The organism is Anoxybacillus ayderensis (genome assembly GCF_000833605.1).
Classification (GTDB): Bacteria; Bacillota; Bacilli; order Bacillales; family Anoxybacillaceae; genus Anoxybacillus; species Anoxybacillus ayderensis.
This window is the reverse complement of record NZ_JXTG01000007.1, coordinates 58,001-77,427: the sequence shown is the minus strand read 5'-3', so window position 1 is coordinate 77,427 and position 19,427 is coordinate 58,001. Positions and strand designations below refer to the sequence as shown.

Genomic DNA, 19,427 nt, shown 5'->3' with positions numbered 1-19,427 from the left:
AAAGGGGTGTACGAAATGTGCACCCCTTTTCATATGAAGAAAATCATTTATTTCTCTAACGCCATTTTATATACACAACTCCCCTTTGTTTCTACTGACAACATGCGAACATCACAATGTAGAAATGTTGCCACAAGCGCATCATATACTTCTTTCCCTCTCCCTTGTTCAGCAAAACAAAGAACAGTCGGACCAGCACCGCTTAGCGCTACCCCAAATGCTCCGTTCCGTTTCGCTACTGTACGCACATGGGGCAATTCAGGTACGAGACATTCACGATATGGTTGATGAAATAAGTCGGCATCCATCATCTCACCAACGAGCGACCAATGATTTGTAAACAATGCCGCCACAAGCACGTTACTAATTGCGCTTGCCTCGACGGCTTGCTCGCGCGTAAATGCGCTTGGAAGAACTGTGCGAGACTTTTTCGTTTCCAATTCATACGTCGGAATGACAGCAATTAAATCAACTGGAATGGAAGGAATGTGTACAATATGTGTACGGTCTTTCAAATGACTTCCAATGACTACTCCCCCATATAAAGAAGCACCGACATTGTCAGGATGACCTTCATATACGCTAGCTACGCGCATTTTTTCCTCTTGTGACAAATCAAGACGCCCAAGCTCATTTGCTAACTCAATGGCTGCTACAATCGCCGCTGCACTACTACCTAGCCCTCTCGTAAATGGGATATTACTTGATACAAACACGCGACACGGCGGCAACGCCACACCATACTGACGAGCTAGTTCATTTGCTACTTGATAAATTAAATTGCTTTCGCCTGTTGGAATACTTTTCACTTCACTTGTTTTCGGGACGAATTCCCACATTTCCGCACGGACAACTTCTAAAGTTAAATGCAACGATACAGCTAATCCGATCGAATCAAAGCCAGGTCCAAGGTTGGCTGTACTTCCTGGGACAACAATTTTTAACATCTCTCCATCGTTCATTGAAGGACAGCTCCTTGAATGTGCGCAAACACCGCTTCTTCATCATTTGGCAAGACGATCGGTTGAATATTCGTTGCGTCCATCGCTACATTTGGATCTTTCAATCCATTTCCAGTCAACACTGCAACAATTCGGCTTCCTTTTGCAATTTCGCCGCTCTCGACTTGTTTCATTACACCAGCAATCGACGCACATGAAGCAGGTTCTGCAAAAATTCCTTCTTCTCGTGCAAGTAGGCGGTACGCATCTAAAATTTGGGCATCTGTCACCTCATCAATTTTTCCTCCCGATTCGTTCGCAGCTTGAACAGCATATTCCCAGCTCGCGGGATTACCGATTCGAATTGCTGTTGCAATCGTTTCTGGATTTTCAATCACTTCGTTACGAACAATTGCTGCCGCTCCTTCTGCTTCAAACCCACGCATTTGCGGCAATGTTGTTCCATGCTTTTCATGAAATTGTTTAAACCCTTTCCAATATGCTGTAATATTCCCTGCATTTCCGACTGGAATAGCGAGAATATCAGGGGCTTGCCCGAGTTGCTCACAAATTTCAAACGCTGCTGTTTTTTGCCCTTCAATACGATACGGATTGACCGAATTGACAAGCGTCACCGGAGCCATTTCGCTTAAACGACGCACCATTTTTAATGCATGATCGAAATTTCCTTGAATCGCAACAATTTCTGCCCCATACATGACCGCTTGCGCCAACTTTCCGAGCGCAATTTTCCCGTCAGGAATGACGATAATGCAACGCATATTTGCTCGTGCAGCATACGCAGCAGCGGCGGCAGACGTGTTGCCTGTCGAAGCGCAAATAATTGTATCGCTTCCTTCTTCTTTTGCCTTCGCAACAGCCATGACCATCCCACGATCTTTAAAAGATCCTGTTGGGTTTGCTCCCTCTGCTTTAACGTATAATTCTACACCGAGTCTTTCCGACAAATGAATGAGCGGAATGAGCGGTGTATTCCCCTCATTTAACGATAACATCGGTGTTTTATCTGTCACCGGTAAATAGTCACGATAATGATGCAACAATCCCCTCCACATTACAACGCACCTTCCCCTTCTACTCGATACGAACTTTTCACTTCTTCGACAACTTCTAAATCGCGCAACTGTTGCAACACATCACGGTAATCTTTTAAAGATGCTTGATGCGTAACGAGAACAATTTCTGCCAAGTCTTTTTGTTTTAAAGGTAATTGTAAAATTTTCTCAAAACTTACTCCGCGCTCTGAAAAAAGTGATGTAATTTTCGCAAACGCTCCAACTTGATCTTTTACATGAATGCGTAAGAAATATTTCGAGTATATTTCGCTATCGTCTTTTAACTGCTTATCGTATTGTGGGGTAACTGCGCTTCTCCCATTTACCCCAAGGCGCATATTTTTCATTACAGCAACTAAGTCCGACACAACGGATGTTGCTGTCGGTAAGCTTCCTGCTCCCGGACCGTAAAACATCGTCTCTCCAACCGCTTCTCCGTAAACGTAAACGGCATTATACTCATCATTGACAGACGCAAGTGGATGTGTTTCTGGCAACAATGTCGGTTGCACACTCACTTCTACTTTCTCTCCATCTCTATGGGCAATACCAATTAGTTTCATCGTATAACCGAGTCGTTTGCTGTAATTTAAATCTTCTTCCGTAATTCCGGTAATCCCTTTGACGTATACATCTTGCAAATCAATGTTCATCGAAAAACCAAGACGAGCTAAAATCGCCATTTTTCTTGCTGCATCTAGTCCTTCTACATCTGATGTCGGATCCGCCTCAGCATAACCGAGCGCCTGCGCTTCCGCTAATACTTCTTCATATTTTTTATTAAATTTACTCATTTTTGTTAAAATATAGTTTGTCGTCCCGTTTACGATGCCCATCATTTTTGTAATTCGATCGGAAGCTAATCCGTCTACAAGGCTGCGTAAAATCGGAATTCCCCCCGCGACACTTGCTTCATAAAACAAATCGCAACCGTGCTCAGATGCAACAGCAAGCAACTCTGTTCCATATAGTGCCATTAAGTCTTTATTTGCCGTCACAACATGTTTTCCGTTCTTTAATGCCTGTAATATATATCGTCGCGTTTCTTCAATGCCTCCCATGACTTCAATGACAACATCGATGTCTGGGTCATGAATGACTTCTTCTACGTTTGTCGTTAATACTGCCTCTGGCAAAACGACATCTCTTTTTTTATCGCGATCACGCACAGCAACTTTTTTTATTTCAACAGGGCAACCAATTTGATGCATTAATTTATCTTGATGGTTTTTAATAATTTTCACAACTCCACTGCCAACCGTTCCTAATCCTAATAATCCAACTGACACGCTTTTTACCATCTTCCCCACCTCTTGTTTTTCTGTAATGAACATTTGTTTTTATATAGTAGACATTATAGAGGATCTCCATTTCTTTTACAATCCTTATTTTCATTATCGTACCATATGAAAACGTTTTATGTTTAAAAATTTTCTAAAAAAATAAAAAAAGAGCCTATTGGCTCTGCACAGGTGTATAAGGCTTCTTTCCTTCTAGCACGGCTATTACGTTGCGACAACATAGTTGCATCATCGCGTACCGCGTTTCTTTCGTCGCACTCCCGATATGCGGCAAAGCAACAACGTTCGGCAATTGTAACAGCGGATGATCCGAACGAATTGGCTCTTGTGCAAATACATCTAGCCCCGCACCAGCAATATGTCGGTTGATTAACGCATCATATAACGCCTCTTCGTCCACAACTGCCCCGCGTCCCGCGTTAATAAACATAGCTGATCGCTTCATTTTCATAAATGCTTCGCGGTTAAACAATTGATACGTTTCATTCGTTAACGGAGCTAAACAGACGACAAAGTCCGCTTGTTCAAGCAACTCATCAAACGAACAATACATCGCACCAAGTGTTCGTTCGGCTTCCATATTTCGTGAACGATTATAGTATAATACGCGCATATGAAATCCTTTTGCCCGATGCGCAACGGCTTGCCCGATTTTCCCCATACCGACAATTCCAATCGTTTTATGGTGAACATCCGTCCCTGCAAGTAAAAGCGGACTCCAACTTTTCCATTTTCCTTCTTTTATAAACTCGGCTGCTTCAATCAATCTTCTTGCCGTTGCTAACAGGAGAGCAAATGTTAAATCCGCTGTCGTTTCTGTCAATACATCAGGCGTATTGCAAACAATGATCCCTCGTTTTGTCGCTGCCTCTACGTCAATATTGTCGTAACCGACGGCCACATTCGCAACGACGCGAAGCTTCGGACTTTGTTTCAATAACTCCTCATCAATGCGATCAGACAACATCGTAATTAATGCTTCTGCTCGGCTTGCTTCTTGAAGTAGCACATCGCGCGGAACAACAAGATGCTCATGCGGCCACATGTTTACATCGTATTTGTCATATAACGGCGCAACGATATCATCTGGTAGTTTTCTTGTAATGAAAACATATGGTCTTCCCATATCCTCGACCCCTTTAGCACATTGTCATCCGCTTTATTGTATCATATTTATAACCAATCAAGACGAGGAATAGAAACAGTAGTTATATCATGAAAATGACGAAGTTTTTGTTCATATACGTCAGTCTCTTCAAATACTTGTCGTAATTGTTGCGCATAGCGTTGTCGCATATCACCTTCTGATCCATAGTAGTTTTCAATCGACTGAAAATAATGAAGCGGAAATAATAATCGGGCATAAATCATTCGCCAAGAAAAACGGCTAAGCGATTGCACATGTTCATACGTTTGTAAAAAACGCACAATCGTTTCATCTGATTGTTTCGTTAACCACTGCTTTCGAATCCATTCCGCAACATCGCGACTTGCGTGGTCAAACACCCAATCCGTTGGTATTTTCCCCATTTGCCATGTTTCGGGCGTAAATTGTTCATGACAAATCGTCGGCATATCGCCGCGCATCGGAGCTTCATCTAATTGCGTGTCCATCACATATTGAACCGCATTTTCGGCAACACCTAAATAGTAAGGAAATGTCTCAACAAATTGTTCATCTACCTCATTTTTTTCGGAAGACCTCGCTTGTAATTGCCAAAAATGTTCTAATTGATCGATTCGTTGTCCCCATAGTTCTCCCCATTTGCCAAATCGGCTTCGGGCGCAAACATCATACGGATATGTGCGCCCACGCTGATGAAATAATGCGAGTTGTTGCGCGATATCTCCTGTTTTCATTCGGTTTTCCACTTTCCACACACTCACTTGCATTCCTTGTAACATGCCAACAAAACGCCCTGTCCTCGTTGGAAGCAACGTGGCAATCGTTTCGTCACCTTGTGTTCGCATATACATTGCCATGTAATATAACTGCTGAATGTCGCTTTCTTTCTCATTCGTCGGTACCGCAACATATATGTCATTTCCACTTCGAACGAAAAAACGATCACCTATTTGCTCCATATGATCAACTCGAAAATAATAATCCATACACATCCCTCCTCCCCTTATGTATATGTTTCAAAAATACGTATAAACTTCATAAGAGAGAGGAAATGAACGCACGTTTCATAAAAAAGTCACATACATTGTAAAAAATAAAAAACGAAATAGGTGAAGTTGGATGGAGGAAAAGAAAATAGGAAAAATGGAACAAGTCGCACGACAATGGCTCGCTGATCGCGGGGTAACAATCGAACATATTGCTGAACTCGTTTATTATTTACAATCCAAATATCATCCAGACTTACAAATGGACGAATGTATTCATAACGTGAATCGCGTGATCGCTAAACGTGAAGTACAAAACGCACTATTTACCGGCATTCAGCTCGATATTTTAGCAGAGAAGGGTTTACTACAAGAGCCTCTCCAATCATTTATCGCAAAAGACGAAGGATTATATGGGGTAGATGAGATTTTAGCTCTTTCGATCGTCAACGTATACGGTTCTATCGGTTTTACGAACTACGGATATATCGATAAACAAAAACCGGGCATTTTACATCAATTAAATGATAAATCATCTGGTCAATGCCACACATTTTTAGATGATATCGTTGGAGCGATCGCTGCTGCTGCTTCAAGCCGTCTAGCACATCGCGCTGCCCATGTCGAATAAATGTTAAAAGGTGCCCAACTAGGCACCTTTTTATATGCGTTCGATCCATTCTTTTAACGAATCAACGACATACGTCGGTTGTCGATCATACGTTTGCAACATTTCTTTCGTCGTCACTCCTGTATGAACGAGAAGTGTATCGATCCCTGCATTCATTCCGGCCATAATATCGGTATCATAGTTATCCCCGATCATTAACGTTTCTTCTTTTGGAACACGAAGCACTTCAAGCGCTTGCTCCATAATAATTTTTTCTGGCTTACCGATAAAAATCGGCTTCGTTTGTGTCGACACAGCAACGACAGATGTAAGCGACCCGTTTCCTGGTAAAAGTCCGCGCTCCGTAGGAATCGCAATGTCCCCGTTTGTCGAAATAAACAGCGCCCCATTGCGAACAGCTAAACAAGCAATCGCTAATTTTTCGTAATTAATGCTACGATCAATCCCCATCACAACGACTTCCGCATCTTCATTTGCAAATGTAAATCCTTTTTCTTCAAGCGCACGACGAATACCGTCTTCTCCAATCACATAAACAGAGGCGTTCGGCTTCTTTTCATAAATGTAATTTGCCGTTGCTTGACTTGTTGTAAATACTTGCTCTTTCGTTGCAGGGATACCAAATTTCCGCAACTTTTCTGCCACTTGTTCCGGCGTGCGGGAAGAATTGTTTGTTACAAATAAATACGGAATGCCTTTTTCATGAAGGCGATGCACAAAAGCGCACGCTTCTTCAATTCGTTCTGTCCCACGATACATCGTACCGTCTAAATCAATTAAATATCCTTTATATGTTTTCACTTTTGCCACTCCTTTTGACAACTTGCACGTTCAAACTTTAACGCAAAACAGCCACACTTGTCAAAAAGAGCGCAACGAATGTCAACGATTGTTCATTTTTTTCGCTTAATATGGTAGCGACACGCATCATCACCGTCAGCTAAACACGTTTTCGGAACAATTTCAGCTTCATGAATGAGCGTTTCAAACAACTGTCGCTCACATTCACAAGCAATCGGATACGCTTGAGCTACTTCTGCAATCGGGCAGTTATGTTCAACTAACTCAAACGAATCATCGTCGTGTTGTACTAATTCCGACATATACCCATGCTCGTTTTGCACCGCAACAAGCTCTTTGATCTTTTCATCAAACGATTTATCGCCAAATTGTCGTTCATACAGCTTTTTCATCCGTTCTTGCCGATTTTGAAACAGCTCGGCTACCATTTGCTTTCCGCCCATCCGTTCTAAATCAGCTAAAAAATCGAGCATCGTTTGCTGATAGTGGCGCGGAAAACGTTGATGTCCTTTTACACTTAATTGATACACATTTGTCGGCCTTCCCATCGGTTGACGAACAAGCGTCGATTCAACAAGTTCTTCGCGCTCTAACGCGCTTAAATGACGGCGGACAGCCATCTCCGTAATTTGTAGTTGCTCCGCCATTTCACCGACTGTTAGCCGCTTTTGCACTTTTAGCATTTTTAAAATTTGCTCTTTCGTGGAAGAGGTTTTTTTTCGCATCACGTTTCACCCTCTTCCATTTTATACGATTTTCCCTATACACACAATTTTTAAACATTTTCATTTAAAAAAGCGGACACAGGCCCAAGTTCATGATGTAAATACGTGCGAATAGCAGTTGGAAAAGATTGAAGAACATGGCGATAGTTTTGCAATGCGTTCAATAATTCGTCATGTGGTACGTCGATGTATTGTTGAACAAGCTTTTTACGAAAATGAATGATTTGTTTTAATGCCTCTCCATCTTCATCCGAAAGAACACGTTCATCGACTAGAATGTCAATAATGTCCTCGTAACTTCCGGGATCGCGCATAATAAAGCCGTCAATCATCGCATTTCCAACGTCAATGATTGATTCAATAATGACATGCCCGATCCGTTCAAGCGCTAGCTTCTCAATTGGCGTATGAAACGGTTGTTGGACATAGGAGACAACTTCCTCCATATATTTCAATGTTTTTTCGATTTTTTGACGATCAACAAAATACATCATTCATCTTCCTTTCTGTTTTTTATTTTATTGTAGCATAGCGCTTTCTTTTACACAGCTAACAGAAATTTGTTAAGATGAAGAAGCAACGATACACGATATGGAGGGATACAATATGGAACGTTTCTTTTTATATGACGATACAGTAGATACAAAAACTCGATTTGTTAGCTTCACTGGCAAAAATAAACGGTTTGATTTAGCGATCGTCCAAACAGACCGTTTTTATGGCAAAGCGCTCGTACTCGATTTACAAAGCAATCGATATGCGATTATCGGTTCAGATGACTTGCAACAGCCTGGGTATATTGAACACATATATCACTTAAATGAAGAAGATGCAAACGAGTTGCGAAGCTTTTTACATGAAATCGTCGGTTAAGTGGTACGCTATGTAAAAAACGAAAGGAAGAATTCACATGACCGATGAAACGTATCATGATTTTTCAACTGTGGAAGCGATGAAAAATTTTCTCGTACCAGAAACGTTGCCCGAAGGTCCATACGGTTCCCCACGCGGCGAACATGAACCCGTTCAAAATAAAAGTACCCCATGGCGAAAAGGGCAGCGATATTACAGCGCATTCAATTACGAGTATAAATCGCTTCACCAAAACATTCCGCGCCAAGATCCAGGCGCACATCCCGTTCACGATGATCCGAGCGAAAATGACCAACAACCGTACTCATGAAAAATAGGTCAGACGTTCTGACCTATTTTTTCACTTTACGTAACACAAAATAAGCGCAACCAAAATTGCAATATTCAAACAAATATTCAGATAATGTACTTATTTTCGTATCATATGTCGCTTTTTGGTTATGGTCATCAAAAAAGCCACGAAGGCGAAGCTGATTATATCCCCAATCGCCAACAATGTAATCATATTTATTTAAAATATCCGTATAGCGCGCACGAAACGCTTCTTCGTTAAAGCCGTTGCGCACATTTTCTATAAGCTCGTAACATGTATTATGAATACAAATCATATGCCCTCACCTCTTCTTTCCATTTCTATCATAAAACATGTCTTTCTCCCAAGCAATCACCATTATAACGCTTTGAATAAAACGAATAATAAAAAAGAAGGGGGGGTTGTTTTGCGGAATACATGGTTACTGACAGGGATTAGTACAATCGCTTTATTATCTGGATGCGCAGGAATGAACGAATCCACATCTTTGTATGAAAAAAGCGGAACAACGATCAACGTTCGTTCACGAAACGATTTATATAACGAACATGGTGTCCGAAACGGAATGGATTCGAGATTAACAAATTTCGGTTACGTAAGACATCAAAAAAGCCCAATTCCGGGTGATACAACACAGTATGCGACAATACCTGTATTAAATCGCGAAAATGTCGCGGATTTAATTAGCAAACTGTGCACCCAACTTCCGAACGTTTATGATGTTGGGACGCTTGTCACAGACGATGCAGTGTTTGTCGTTTACAAAACAGACAGTACAAATCGGTTTGAAACAGCCGATCAAGTGAAAAAAACAGCTATTTCTGTCGTTCCACGTTATTATCACGTATACGTTTCAGACAATCCGCGCATGTTTCAAGATATTGAGCGATTCGGCCGTTTAGATGCAAATAGTCAAAATGTCGATCAAGTTTTACAACAAACGATTAAAGAAATGCTCAAGTCACCACAAGGTAGAAAAGTGAGCAGCGGAGAAAATGAAAACGGTGTGCAACGCGAAGAAATGAACATGATGCAATAACAAAAAAGGATGTCCCACATACATAAAAGGGACATCCTTAATGATATGTTTACTCATTCGCTTTTGCCGATTGTACTTGCTCATCAGCATGATAAGAAGAGCGAACGAGCGGACCAGACTCACAATGACTAAATCCTTTCGCTAACGCAATTTCTTTTAACTCCATGAACTCATGAGGATGGTAATATTTCTCCACCTTCAAATGTTTTTTTGTCGGTTGTAAATATTGCCCGATCGTCAAAATATTCACTCCGACTGCCCGTAAATCCTCCATTGCTTCTAAAATTTCTTCTTTTGTTTCACCAAGCCCGACCATTAAGCTTGATTTTGTAGGAATATTCGGTTGCATTTCTTTCGCACGGCGCAAAAATTCAAGTGAACGTTCATACGTTGCGCGCGCGCGAACGCGCGGAGTGAGGCGACGAACTGTTTCAATATTATGATTTAAAATGTCAGGACGAGCGTCCATTAACGTTTTTAAGTTTTCATATACACCACCCATATCAGACGGCAATACTTCAATCGTCGTCAACGGATTTTTCCGCCGGATGGCACGTACCGTTTCAGCAAATACAGCTGCACCCCCATCTTTTAAATCATCACGCGCAACAGCAGTCACAACAACATGTTTTAAATTCATTAAACGAACGGATTCAGCAACACGCTCTGGTTCTTGCCAATCTAGCTCCGTTGGCAATCCTGTTTTCACAGCGCAAAAACGGCAAGCGCGCGTACATACATCGCCTAAAATCATAAACGTCGCTGTGCGACGAACGGCCCAACATTCATGAATATTTGGACAACGCGCTTCTTCGCACACCGTATGCAATTGTTTTTCGCGCATCATTTTTTTCAAGCCTGTATAATGTTCATTCGTATTTAACTTTATTTTTAACCACTCTGGTTTGCGAAGGTGCTGTTCTTTTGTTGACATCATTTTCACGCTCCACTCGTTAATGTACATTACCCATTATACGAGTTATCGCCTTACAATACAAAACAGTTTGTTTTTCCAACATTTTTTATTTATGAAAACAGTCGATTACCTCAAACTAATGATATGAACATCGGAGAAAGGAGAAAGGATGCGTGAAAACATTATGGTGCATAATCATTTTTCTTTTCATTCCGTTCCAGTCATTCGCTGCTGCACCAAATGATTTGTATGATCAACGAATGGAACTTTATAAAAAAGCAGAAGCCATCTCGCTCATTCCGTGGTACTACTTCGCAGCCGTTGATCAATATGAGCGGAGCATTCGCCAAGCGCGTCGCGATTTACCAAAACCAACTGGAGTCATCGGCATTTACATTCCCCCTGAACGATGGGCTGGACCACTCAATCAAAATAAAGAAGATCAAAACCCATTTACAATTAGCCAATTTGGCGGCATAGGAATAGATGGAAATGGTGATGGTATTGCGGATCGAACAAACGACGAGGATGTATTATTTGCGTTCGCCCGCTTTTTGCGGTCATATGGCACAGATCATACGCATATTAAAATGGCGCTATGGGATTATTATGAGCGAAGCAAAACTGTCGATATCATTTTAGGAAAAGTAAAGCTATATAAACATTTTGGGACGCTACAACTCGATCAATACGCTTTTCCAATTCCAAGACGATTTGAATATAGTTATCGCAGTACGTGGGGAGATGCACGCGGATGGGGCGGAAGACGTATTCATGAAGGAACAGACATTTTTGCACATTATGGTACTCCTGTTCGCTCAACATGTTACGGCATCGTTGAATTAAAAGGGTGGAACAAATACGGAGGGTGGCGCATCGGCATTCGTGATATAAACAATACGTACCATTATTTTGCACACTTAAACGGATTTGCTAACGGCTTAGAGGAAGGAACGATTGTAGAGCCCGGCATGTTGATCGGTTCAGTCGGAAGTTCTGGTTACGGACCACCTGGCACATCGGGGAAATTTCCACCCCATCTTCACTACGGCATGTATAAAGATAACGGCTATACGGAATGGTCGTTTGACCCATATCCTTACTTAAAACAGTGGGAACGACAAGAACGCATGAAAAAAAGATGAGGCATATGCCCCATCTTTTTTATGATTGCCGACTTTTCTTTACTGCATGAGCGACGCTCGCAGCAAAACCTCCCCAAATAATTCCCATACCGACAAGCATCATAATAAGCGCACTTGTTTCCATTAGCTCGAAACCTCCTTATCTGTCGGAACGGAAAGTACTCCATCTTTCCAACGTTTTACTGAAAGAACAAAACCGAGAACGATAACAAGCGCCGCAACAGTCCATCCGTATTTAACGACGAATAACGTATCGTACCCGCCATAATTTTCTTTCACGTTTGTTTTAATGCTATCAAACATCATGTATCCTAAAACAATTGGTGTGACAACAGAGAGCGAAATTTTCCACCATGCGCCTACCATAATATCTGATACGCTATTTGCATGTGTTTGAAGGGCATTCAGTTCTTTTAACACCCATGCAATGACAACTACTTCAACTAATCCAACGAGCGCAACACCAAAGTTGTTAATGAAATAGTCAACAACATCTAAGAAATATAATCCGCCGTTTGAAGCGAATACTAATGCGATGAGTGCAGCTACTCCTCCACCGCCGAGAACTGCTTTCGTTCGAGATATACCAAACTTTTCTTGAATCGCTGAAACATACGTTTCTGAAATAGAAATAAGCGATGTCAGTCCTGCTAATGTTAATGAAAGGAAAAATAATACCCCGAAAAACTCATTGAATGCAGGGAATTGGTTAATAATTTGTGGGAAGACGACGAACGCTAATCCAACGCCACCTTTAACAACTTCGCTTACTTCTACGCCTTGTTGTTGTGCTAAAAAGCCAAGGACGCTAAATACGCCGATACCAGCTAATAGCTCGAATCCTGAGTTTGCAAAACCGGTAATAAATGCGTTATTCGTAATATCCGATTTTTTTGGCAAATAACTTGAATAAGTAATCATAATAGCGAATGCAATCGATAAGCTAAAGAAAATTTGGCTATATGCGGCAACCCACACTTTTCCGTTCATAATTTGATCCCAATTTGGTTTGAAAAATGCATTTAATCCTTCAATCGCTCCGTCTAACGTCACAGCGCGAATGACGATAATAAAGAAAAGAACGACAAGCGTTGGTAAGAAAATTTTATTTGCGACTTCAATTCCTTTCCGAACACCTTTATACAAAACGGCTAAGTTAATGATCCAAACGAGAAGAAGTGGAATGAAAACAGCTGGAACTAAACTTCCAAACGTACCCGGTGTTTCTGCTAATTTCAAATACTCACCGAATAAAAAGTCCCCTGTATTTTCTCCCCATTTTGATGTGAAAGCAAAATACGTATAAGACATCGCCCATGCAATAACGACGGAATAATACGTTGAAATAACGAATGAAATAAGGACTTGCCACCAACCAATCCATTCTGTTCCTTTGCTTAGACGGGCGAACGTTAATGGCGCTGAACCGCGATACTTATGTCCAAGCGCAAATTCCAATATAAGAATTGGAATACCTGCTGTTAATAATGCAAATAAATACGGGAGAAAAAATGCCCCTCCACCATTTTCATATGCGACAGCTGGAAACCTCCAAATGTTTCCCAATCCAATTGCCGAGCCAGCAGCTGCTAAAATAAAGCCAGCGCGTGTGCCCCATTGTTGACGACTCTCCATAATGAAATACCCTCCTCAGTGAGTTTTTGATTTTTTCATATCGTTACGCAATAAAAAGATGAGCACCTCCTCGTTCGATTATTTTAATTTTTCAGACTTTTTTTGTTTCATTTTAGTTTTAAGTATATCAACGGACAAGCTTTTTGTCAAAATAATATTTCAAAAAATAAAATTTTCAGAATTTTTTATTATTCAACTGGAATTTCAATTGACGTATTTCCTTCCCCACCTTGATTATAAAATTGTGGAACTTCCCCTTGAATAATTTGAATCGCTACAGGAATGTCGTTTTGAATCGTTGCCGTTTTTGTTGCAAATGGAATAATAATTTGCACGTTAACTTCAATATGGATTGCTATTTCTATTAAAGCATTATTTATGCCAAACGGACGTATATTTTTATTTACGTCCGAATGAACATCCCCAATGACGTAAAAACGAACCGGGATGCGCGGCCCTAAATTTCCTAACAATACGTTGTTCGTTGCTTGTCCGAGCGGGATATAATAGACGATTCCTTGTTCTTTTTCCGTTTCAATTTGAACATCTGGAAACTCAAGCGCCGATAGTTTTCCTTCTGATGCCGCTTTTAAATTTCGTTGGACACGATTTGTCGTTTTAGCTAATACTCGATTCACAACGGTAGCATTAAAATCTATCGCAGAAATTTTCCCATGCTCATCTTTTTCAATTTTGATAAAGTTTTCAACTCGAAAGTCGTCCTCAGCAATTTGTTGATTAATCGCATTATTGATCACTAAATTCGCTAAGCGGCGCGTTTCTTTTTCGGCGATCGCCATCAGCGTTGGTTCGATTCCTCTATTAATAAACCAAAGGCTCGCAACAGTCGAAATGATAAAAAAAACAAAGGTAATTAAAAAAATATAGCGGATGGGTAGCGGTTTTCTTCTTTTACGTAGTTGTTGATACAACAAAAATCCCCCCTCTCACGCTATATGTATGCGATCAAGCAGGGGATTATTATTTTATTTCATCAGGAGCAAGGCGTCTTTTCCTTTCATGCCACGTGAAATACCTAATTGTTCAGCAGCAAACGTAACAGACTCAAGCGGTGCTTCTAACAGTTGATCAATTGTCCGCACGCCTACCGCTCTTCCAGCTACAATGCCACGGTCGCGCAATTTTTCGTTTAACAAAGCGACATCTAACGCCCCACACATAATATATCCTTTATCATTAGCAACAGCTAACAACGTCGTTTTAGGCAACTGAACAGAAATGGCCGTAAACGGCTCCCCGTCAATCCATAACGGCTTTAATTCGATCATATATTCACGCTCCTTTCTTTTATTCAATGTATGAATAAAAGATCGAAGGGTGCCTATTGTTGATACATGTTTTTTAGCTTCCACGCAAGCACATCCCGCAACATTTCGGGCATGTAATATTGCTTTTTCGCACGATATATTTCAGGATATAAGTGTCCGAACGTAAACATATCAATTGTTGCGACCGCATACGTTTTTTGCTCATCAATTGGCTGATGGTGAATAAAAATGCGACGCACGTGTTCTTGACCGTCCGACATGGTCTCTTTCTCGATCGTGACGCCATCGTACACCATTTGTCCCATCACTTCGCCACGAAATCCAAATCCTCTCACCCGCAACTGTTTCATTTGTTCCGTTTCCGCTTGCAAAATGACTTCTTTTAATTCGCTTCCGCGCAAATATACTTTGCACGGATTAATTGGGTGCGGACAAATGCGATGAATATCTCCTTTCGTCACAACACCTTTTGGTAATGATGCAAGCAAAACACCCGCATTGACCATCGCTATATCACCTTCACACCATTCGTTTAACGCTTGCGCAAGAAGCGACGCAAATGGAGAAGGGGAAAACCAGTCCATATGTAACGGTTCGGGCAAATACACAATCGGTTGTGCCAATGCATTTGTTGCTTGCTCAATCATATGATTTAATTTTCGTTTTGTTTCAACGCATTCATGTTCGAACGTATCGGTATGTTGTACATATGCACGCGCATCTACTTTCCGATTGTTTTTATCGATCGTCAATGTTAAGCATCCAACGTAATGTGCAAACTTCCCTGCCCCACAAAGTAATGTTTCATTCACTCGTTTTCCATGTTCAAATACGTGATGTGTATGTCCACCTAAAATCGCAGTCAATTGTGGAAACATATGAGCCATTTTTTCATCATCATTTATCCCTAAATGAGACAATAAAACAATGGCATCCACTTTTTCTGAAAGCTCTTCAATGAGCTGAGCAACCGTATCAAACGGATCGGCAACACGCCATCCAAGCAGTTCATAAAACGTCTGAAACGGAACGGTCACCCCAATAAACGCAACGCGAACATGTCCAAACGTCATAATGATATACGGCTTCATCCAACGCGGACGCTCTCCGTTTTCATAAAAAACGTTCGCCACGATGACCGAAAACGTAGCGTTCGTGTACAACGTATCGAGCTGTTCATGACTAAGCGTAATTCCTTCATTATTCCCGATCGTTGCCGCATCGTATGCAGCATCGTTTAAAAGAATGACGTTTGCCTTTCCTGCTGACGCTTCAGTAAGGGGATGAAAACGATCAATAAAATCACCAATATCAAGTAAAACCGTATGCTCGCGATTTTGTTGATGCTTTTTTCTCACCGTTTGTAAATAGTGAACAACTTTTGGCCATCGCTCAAAATGGCTATGCACATCGTTTGTATGATAAATATGTATCGTCTCCCTCAACGCTTGCAACACACCTTTCTTTTTTTACAATCCAAGTCCTTGCATGATTAAACGAACACCAAGTAAAATAAGTACAATTCGCAATAACGTCACGACCGTTTTTCCTTTTAGTCGTCGATTAAGCCACGCCCCACCTTTCGCTCCAATCCATACGCCCGGAATAAGAGAAAGAGCAAACGTCCAAGCGACATTCCCCATAAAGACGTGCGTCATTGAACTAACAATAGACGATAAAAAGACGATAAACATCGATGTCGCAACGGCAACGTGAGGAGGAAACAAAAACAATAGCATCATCGCAGGTACCATAAGCGACCCACCACCGATCCCAAAAAATCCACCAACAAATCCGACAACAAACGCAATGAACGTAGCGCTAAACGGATGATATCCGTACGTCACTTCCTCCCCTTCATTCGTGACATATGTACGCACAACTGAAAACGTGCGCTTATTAGACGGAGATAAACGCGATTGGAACATAAGCAAAAATGAAACGGCAATGAGAAACAATCCGAAATAAAGTGAAAAATGATGCATATGTACATGTTGATTCACCCACGCGCCAAGCATCGCCCCTGGGCCACTACCGATGAAAAAAAATAAACCGCTTTTATAGTCAACCATCTTATGCTTCATATACGTTAAAGTTGATGACAATCCATTAAAAATAATGACAACAAGCGATGTCCCAACAGCCACTTGTGGTGAAATGGTCGGCAATACGTGCGCAACACTTAAAAAAAGAAGCGCGGGAACGATAATCACCCCTCCCCCTAAACCGACAAGGCTACCAATCGTTCCTGCTAAAAGACCGATGATTAAAAGAAATATATATTCCATTTTTGATCCCCCATTATGAAAACAAATCTAATTGTCGCGGTGCCAAATTTGTATACTCAATGCCTAACAACTGCAACAACTGTTTTGCATTATGAGCAGCATCTCCGCCTGAGTTGTTGTTAAATAGTACGTAAATGTGTTCACATTTTGTTTGTAACATACGAATATGTTGTGCCCACTCTTGTAACTCTTGCTCGTTGTAGCGGTATAAATAACGGACGGCACGCCAATTTTCGTCATCTCTTTTATTCCAGCCAGCGACATTGCGTCCGTGTAGACGAATGAGCGTTTTCTTTCGATCTGTTGGATGAAGAACAGTCGGTACTGATCCTTCCCCTGCTTGCGGTTCATCGCAAATGCTATGAATCCATTGCTCTTCCTCCATAAAACGCAACGTCTTTTCGTAAAACGAAGGGGAAAACCACGATTGATGACGAAATTCAAGCGCCACAGGAATATCTTTCATTCGCTCCCGACACCAACGCAAATAGTGAACATGCTCTTTTTTACAATCGAACCACGGCGGAAATTGAAACAACACCATCGCGAGCTTATTTCCTTGTTGAAACGGCTCAATCGATTGGAGAAATGCGGTAAACATCTCGTCTTTGTTTGCATATGGAATGTCGCCCCGTTGATGCCCCGTCATTCCTTGATACGCCTTCACGATAAATTGGAATGACGCAGGCGTTTCCGTCAACCATTTTTCAACGTTTTGACGCGGTTGAATGGCATAAAAATACGCATCAACTTCAACGGTTGGAAAGTGAGCCGCATATGCTTGTAACTTATCTTTTGACGCAAGCCGAGACGGATATAAACTGTCATGGTCGCCCCATCCCGTTAATCCGACATAAATCATATTCATCACCTACATTCATCTTACCACAACATACAAAAAAAGCCGATGATCTGCATGGCGCAGATCATCAGCTATTTGTTATCCAATACTACCTTCCATTTCGAATTTAATGAGACGGTTCATTTCAACCGCATATTCCATCGGCAGTTCTCTTGTAAACGGCTCGATAAAGCCCATCACGATCATTTCTGTCGCTTCTTGTTCGGAAATGCCGCGGCTCATTAAATAAAATAGTTGTTCTTCCGATACTTTCGATACTTTTGCTTCATGTTCAAGCGAAACGTTGTCGTTTAAAATTTCGTTATACGGAATCGTATCGGATGTCGATTGATTATCCATAATGAGCGTATCACACTCAATATTTGAACGAGAACCGTCCGCTTTTCGGCCGAAATGAACGATACCGCGATATGTGACTTTTCCGCCTTGTTTTGAAATGGATTTGGATACGATCGTTGATGACGTGTTTGGTGCTAAATGAATCATTTTCGCACCAGCATCTTGATGTTGCCCTTTGCCAGCAATCGCGATCGAAAGGGTCAATCCACGTGCACCTTCTCCTTTTAAAACGACCGCTGGATATTTCATCGTTAATTTCGACCCAATGTTTCCGTCGATCCATTCCATCGTTGCGTTTTCTTCACAAACCGCGCGCTTTGTCACAAGGTTAAAGACGTTGTTCGCCCAGTTTTGAATCGTCGTATAACGGCAATACGCTCCTTTTTTCACGATAATTTCAACGACTGCACTATGAAGCGAGTTTGTCGTATATACAGGCGCCGTACAGCCTTCGACGTAATGAACATGCGCCCCTTCATCGACGATAATTAACGTCCGTTCAAATTGTCCCATATTTTCAGAGTTAATACGGAAATACGCTTGCAACGGCGTATCAACTTTTACACCTTTTGGAACGTAAATAAATGAGCCACCCGACCAAACGGCTGAGTTTAGTGCCGCAAATTTATTATCTGTCGGCGGAACGACTTTTGCCCAATGCTCGCGGAACAAATCTTCATTTTCTTTTAACGCCGAGTCTGTATCTTTAAAAATGACCCCTAATTTCTCAAGATCTTCTTTCATGTTATGGTATACAACTTCCGATTCGTACTGTGCAGATACCCCTGCTAAATATTTTTGTTCCGCCTCTGGAATACCGAGCTTATCAAACGTTGCTTTAATTTCTTCTGGCACTTCATCCCATGAACGTCCAGATTTTTCTGATGGTTTAACGTAATACGTAATTTCATCAAAATCTAAACTCGATAAATCGCCACCCCATTGCGGCATGGGCATGCTGTAAAAAATATCTAACGCTTTCAAACGAAATTCAAGCATCCATTGTGGTTCATTTTTCATTCGCGAAATTTCTTCTACAATTTCGCGCGTTAATCCGCGCTCAGCGCGGAAAACAGATACGTCTTTATCGGCGAAACCGTACTTATATTCACCGATTTCTGGAATTTTTTTCGCCATTCCG

The 19,427-nt window shown here is 41.4% G+C and carries 23 protein-coding genes; 5 read left to right on the top strand and 18 right to left on the bottom strand.

Translation table 11 applies throughout. The features are described from left to right. Positions 1-47 precede the first annotated feature (47 nt). The 5 genes from thrB to yutH all read right to left on the bottom strand — a co-directional run bounded on the left by thrB (position 48) and on the right by yutH (position 5,430). The gene (gene thrB, locus JV16_RS08340; RefSeq protein WP_021093635.1) at positions 48-962 is read right to left on the bottom strand and encodes a homoserine kinase; all 915 of its coding nucleotides are present in this window, start codon (positions 960-962) and stop codon (positions 48-50) included. Next, positions 959-2,017 (bottom strand): threonine synthase, encoded by a 1,059-nt coding sequence (thrC, locus tag JV16_RS08335; protein WP_035062813.1) that lies wholly within the window; start codon positions 2,015-2,017, stop codon positions 959-961. Before thrC ends, thrB begins: the two co-directional genes overlap by 4 nt. Continuing rightward, complete coding sequence (locus JV16_RS08330) at positions 2,017-3,318, bottom strand: homoserine dehydrogenase (RefSeq protein ID WP_021093637.1); 1,302 nt, start codon at positions 3,316-3,318, stop codon at positions 2,017-2,019. The genes thrC and JV16_RS08330 overlap by 1 nt, the downstream gene beginning before the upstream one ends. A 154-nt stretch (positions 3,319-3,472) precedes the next feature. Continuing rightward, on the bottom strand, positions 3,473-4,444 hold the full coding sequence (locus JV16_RS08325) for a 2-hydroxyacid dehydrogenase (RefSeq protein WP_042535186.1): 972 nt from the start codon (positions 4,442-4,444) through the stop codon (positions 3,473-3,475). Positions 4,445-4,491: 47 nt separating this feature from the next. Then, positions 4,492-5,430 carry a spore coat putative kinase YutH gene (gene yutH / locus JV16_RS08320; protein ID WP_042535184.1) on the bottom strand — a complete coding sequence of 313 codons (939 nt, stop codon included), beginning with the start codon at positions 5,428-5,430 and terminating at the stop codon, positions 4,492-4,494. A gap of 133 nt (positions 5,431-5,563) precedes the next feature. Between yutH and JV16_RS08315 the strand changes: the two genes are divergently transcribed. Continuing rightward, positions 5,564-6,061, top strand: coding sequence for a phosphatidylglycerophosphatase A family protein (locus tag JV16_RS08315; RefSeq protein WP_021093640.1), 498 nt, complete (start codon positions 5,564-5,566; stop codon positions 6,059-6,061). 30 nt (positions 6,062-6,091) lie between these two features. On the opposite strand, the gene JV16_RS08310 is transcribed toward JV16_RS08315, so the two are convergent. From JV16_RS08310 to JV16_RS08300, 3 genes are all read right to left on the bottom strand, one after another. Beyond that, the gene (locus tag JV16_RS08310) at positions 6,092-6,862 is read right to left on the bottom strand and encodes a TIGR01457 family HAD-type hydrolase (RefSeq protein WP_021093641.1); all 771 of its coding nucleotides are present in this window, start codon (positions 6,860-6,862) and stop codon (positions 6,092-6,094) included. Positions 6,863-6,954: 92 nt separating this feature from the next. Then, positions 6,955-7,587 (bottom strand): helix-turn-helix transcriptional regulator, encoded by a 633-nt coding sequence (locus JV16_RS08305; RefSeq protein ID WP_021093642.1) that lies wholly within the window; start codon positions 7,585-7,587, stop codon positions 6,955-6,957. A gap of 50 nt (positions 7,588-7,637) precedes the next feature. After that, the gene (locus JV16_RS08300; protein ID WP_021093643.1) at positions 7,638-8,078 is read right to left on the bottom strand and encodes a DUF86 domain-containing protein; all 441 of its coding nucleotides are present in this window, start codon (positions 8,076-8,078) and stop codon (positions 7,638-7,640) included. A gap of 115 nt (positions 8,079-8,193) precedes the next feature. Between JV16_RS08300 and JV16_RS08295 the strand changes: the two genes are divergently transcribed. Both JV16_RS08295 and JV16_RS08290 read left to right on the top strand, forming a co-directional pair. Next, positions 8,194-8,460 carry a DUF3055 domain-containing protein gene (locus tag JV16_RS08295; protein WP_042535182.1) on the top strand — a complete coding sequence of 89 codons (267 nt, stop codon included), beginning with the start codon at positions 8,194-8,196 and terminating at the stop codon, positions 8,458-8,460. A gap of 37 nt (positions 8,461-8,497) precedes the next feature. Then, on the top strand, positions 8,498-8,770 hold the full coding sequence (locus tag JV16_RS08290) for a hypothetical protein (RefSeq protein WP_021093645.1): 273 nt from the start codon (positions 8,498-8,500) through the stop codon (positions 8,768-8,770). 22 nt (positions 8,771-8,792) lie between these two features. Here JV16_RS08290 and JV16_RS08285 read toward each other — a convergent pair whose 3' ends face one another. Next, positions 8,793-9,068, bottom strand: coding sequence for a YutD family protein (locus JV16_RS08285; protein WP_021093646.1), 276 nt, complete (start codon positions 9,066-9,068; stop codon positions 8,793-8,795). A 111-nt stretch (positions 9,069-9,179) separates the two neighbouring features. Between JV16_RS08285 and JV16_RS08280 the strand changes: the two genes are divergently transcribed. Continuing rightward, entirely contained in the window at positions 9,180-9,812 is a 633-nt protein-coding gene (locus JV16_RS08280) for a YhcN/YlaJ family sporulation lipoprotein (protein WP_021093647.1), read from the top strand. Positions 9,813-9,861: 49 nt separating this feature from the next. On the opposite strand, the gene lipA is transcribed toward JV16_RS08280, so the two are convergent. Beyond that, the gene (gene lipA, locus JV16_RS08275) at positions 9,862-10,776 is read right to left on the bottom strand and encodes a lipoyl synthase (RefSeq protein WP_326938189.1); all 915 of its coding nucleotides are present in this window, start codon (positions 10,774-10,776) and stop codon (positions 9,862-9,864) included. A 125-nt stretch (positions 10,777-10,901) separates the two neighbouring features. Between lipA and JV16_RS08270 the strand changes: the two genes are divergently transcribed. Next, a complete protein-coding gene (locus JV16_RS08270) occupies positions 10,902-11,873 on the top strand; it encodes a M23 family metallopeptidase (protein ID WP_021093649.1) in 972 nt (323 codons plus the stop codon). Between the two features lie 19 nt (positions 11,874-11,892). On the opposite strand, the gene JV16_RS15215 is transcribed toward JV16_RS08270, so the two are convergent. From JV16_RS15215 to sufB, 8 genes are all read right to left on the bottom strand, one after another. Beyond that, complete coding sequence (locus tag JV16_RS15215) at positions 11,893-11,997, bottom strand: methionine/alanine import family NSS transporter small subunit (RefSeq protein WP_021093650.1); 105 nt, start codon at positions 11,995-11,997, stop codon at positions 11,893-11,895. After that, positions 11,997-13,508 carry a sodium-dependent transporter gene (locus JV16_RS08265; RefSeq protein ID WP_021093651.1) on the bottom strand — a complete coding sequence of 504 codons (1,512 nt, stop codon included), beginning with the start codon at positions 13,506-13,508 and terminating at the stop codon, positions 11,997-11,999. Before JV16_RS08265 ends, JV16_RS15215 begins: the two co-directional genes overlap by 1 nt. Positions 13,509-13,696: 188 nt before the next feature. Then, positions 13,697-14,443: a sporulation protein YunB gene (gene yunB, locus JV16_RS08260; protein ID WP_019417417.1), complete on the bottom strand. Its 747-nt coding sequence runs from the start codon at positions 14,441-14,443 to the stop codon at positions 13,697-13,699. Positions 14,444-14,494: 51 nt separating this feature from the next. Next, positions 14,495-14,797, bottom strand: coding sequence for a YunC family protein (locus JV16_RS08255; protein WP_009362254.1), 303 nt, complete (start codon positions 14,795-14,797; stop codon positions 14,495-14,497). Between the two features lie 53 nt (positions 14,798-14,850). Beyond that, entirely contained in the window at positions 14,851-16,242 is a 1,392-nt protein-coding gene (locus JV16_RS08250; protein ID WP_035062844.1) for a bifunctional metallophosphatase/5'-nucleotidase, read from the bottom strand. A 24-nt stretch (positions 16,243-16,266) separates the two neighbouring features. Further along, positions 16,267-17,085 carry a sulfite exporter TauE/SafE family protein gene (locus JV16_RS08245; protein WP_021093654.1) on the bottom strand — a complete coding sequence of 273 codons (819 nt, stop codon included), beginning with the start codon at positions 17,083-17,085 and terminating at the stop codon, positions 16,267-16,269. A gap of 13 nt (positions 17,086-17,098) precedes the next feature. Beyond that, on the bottom strand, positions 17,099-17,947 hold the full coding sequence (locus JV16_RS08240; protein ID WP_021093655.1) for a DUF72 domain-containing protein: 849 nt from the start codon (positions 17,945-17,947) through the stop codon (positions 17,099-17,101). Positions 17,948-18,025: 78 nt separating this feature from the next. Next, on the bottom strand, positions 18,026-19,423 hold the full coding sequence (sufB, locus tag JV16_RS08235) for a Fe-S cluster assembly protein SufB (RefSeq protein ID WP_042535181.1): 1,398 nt from the start codon (positions 19,421-19,423) through the stop codon (positions 18,026-18,028). Positions 19,424-19,427 lie beyond the last annotated feature (4 nt).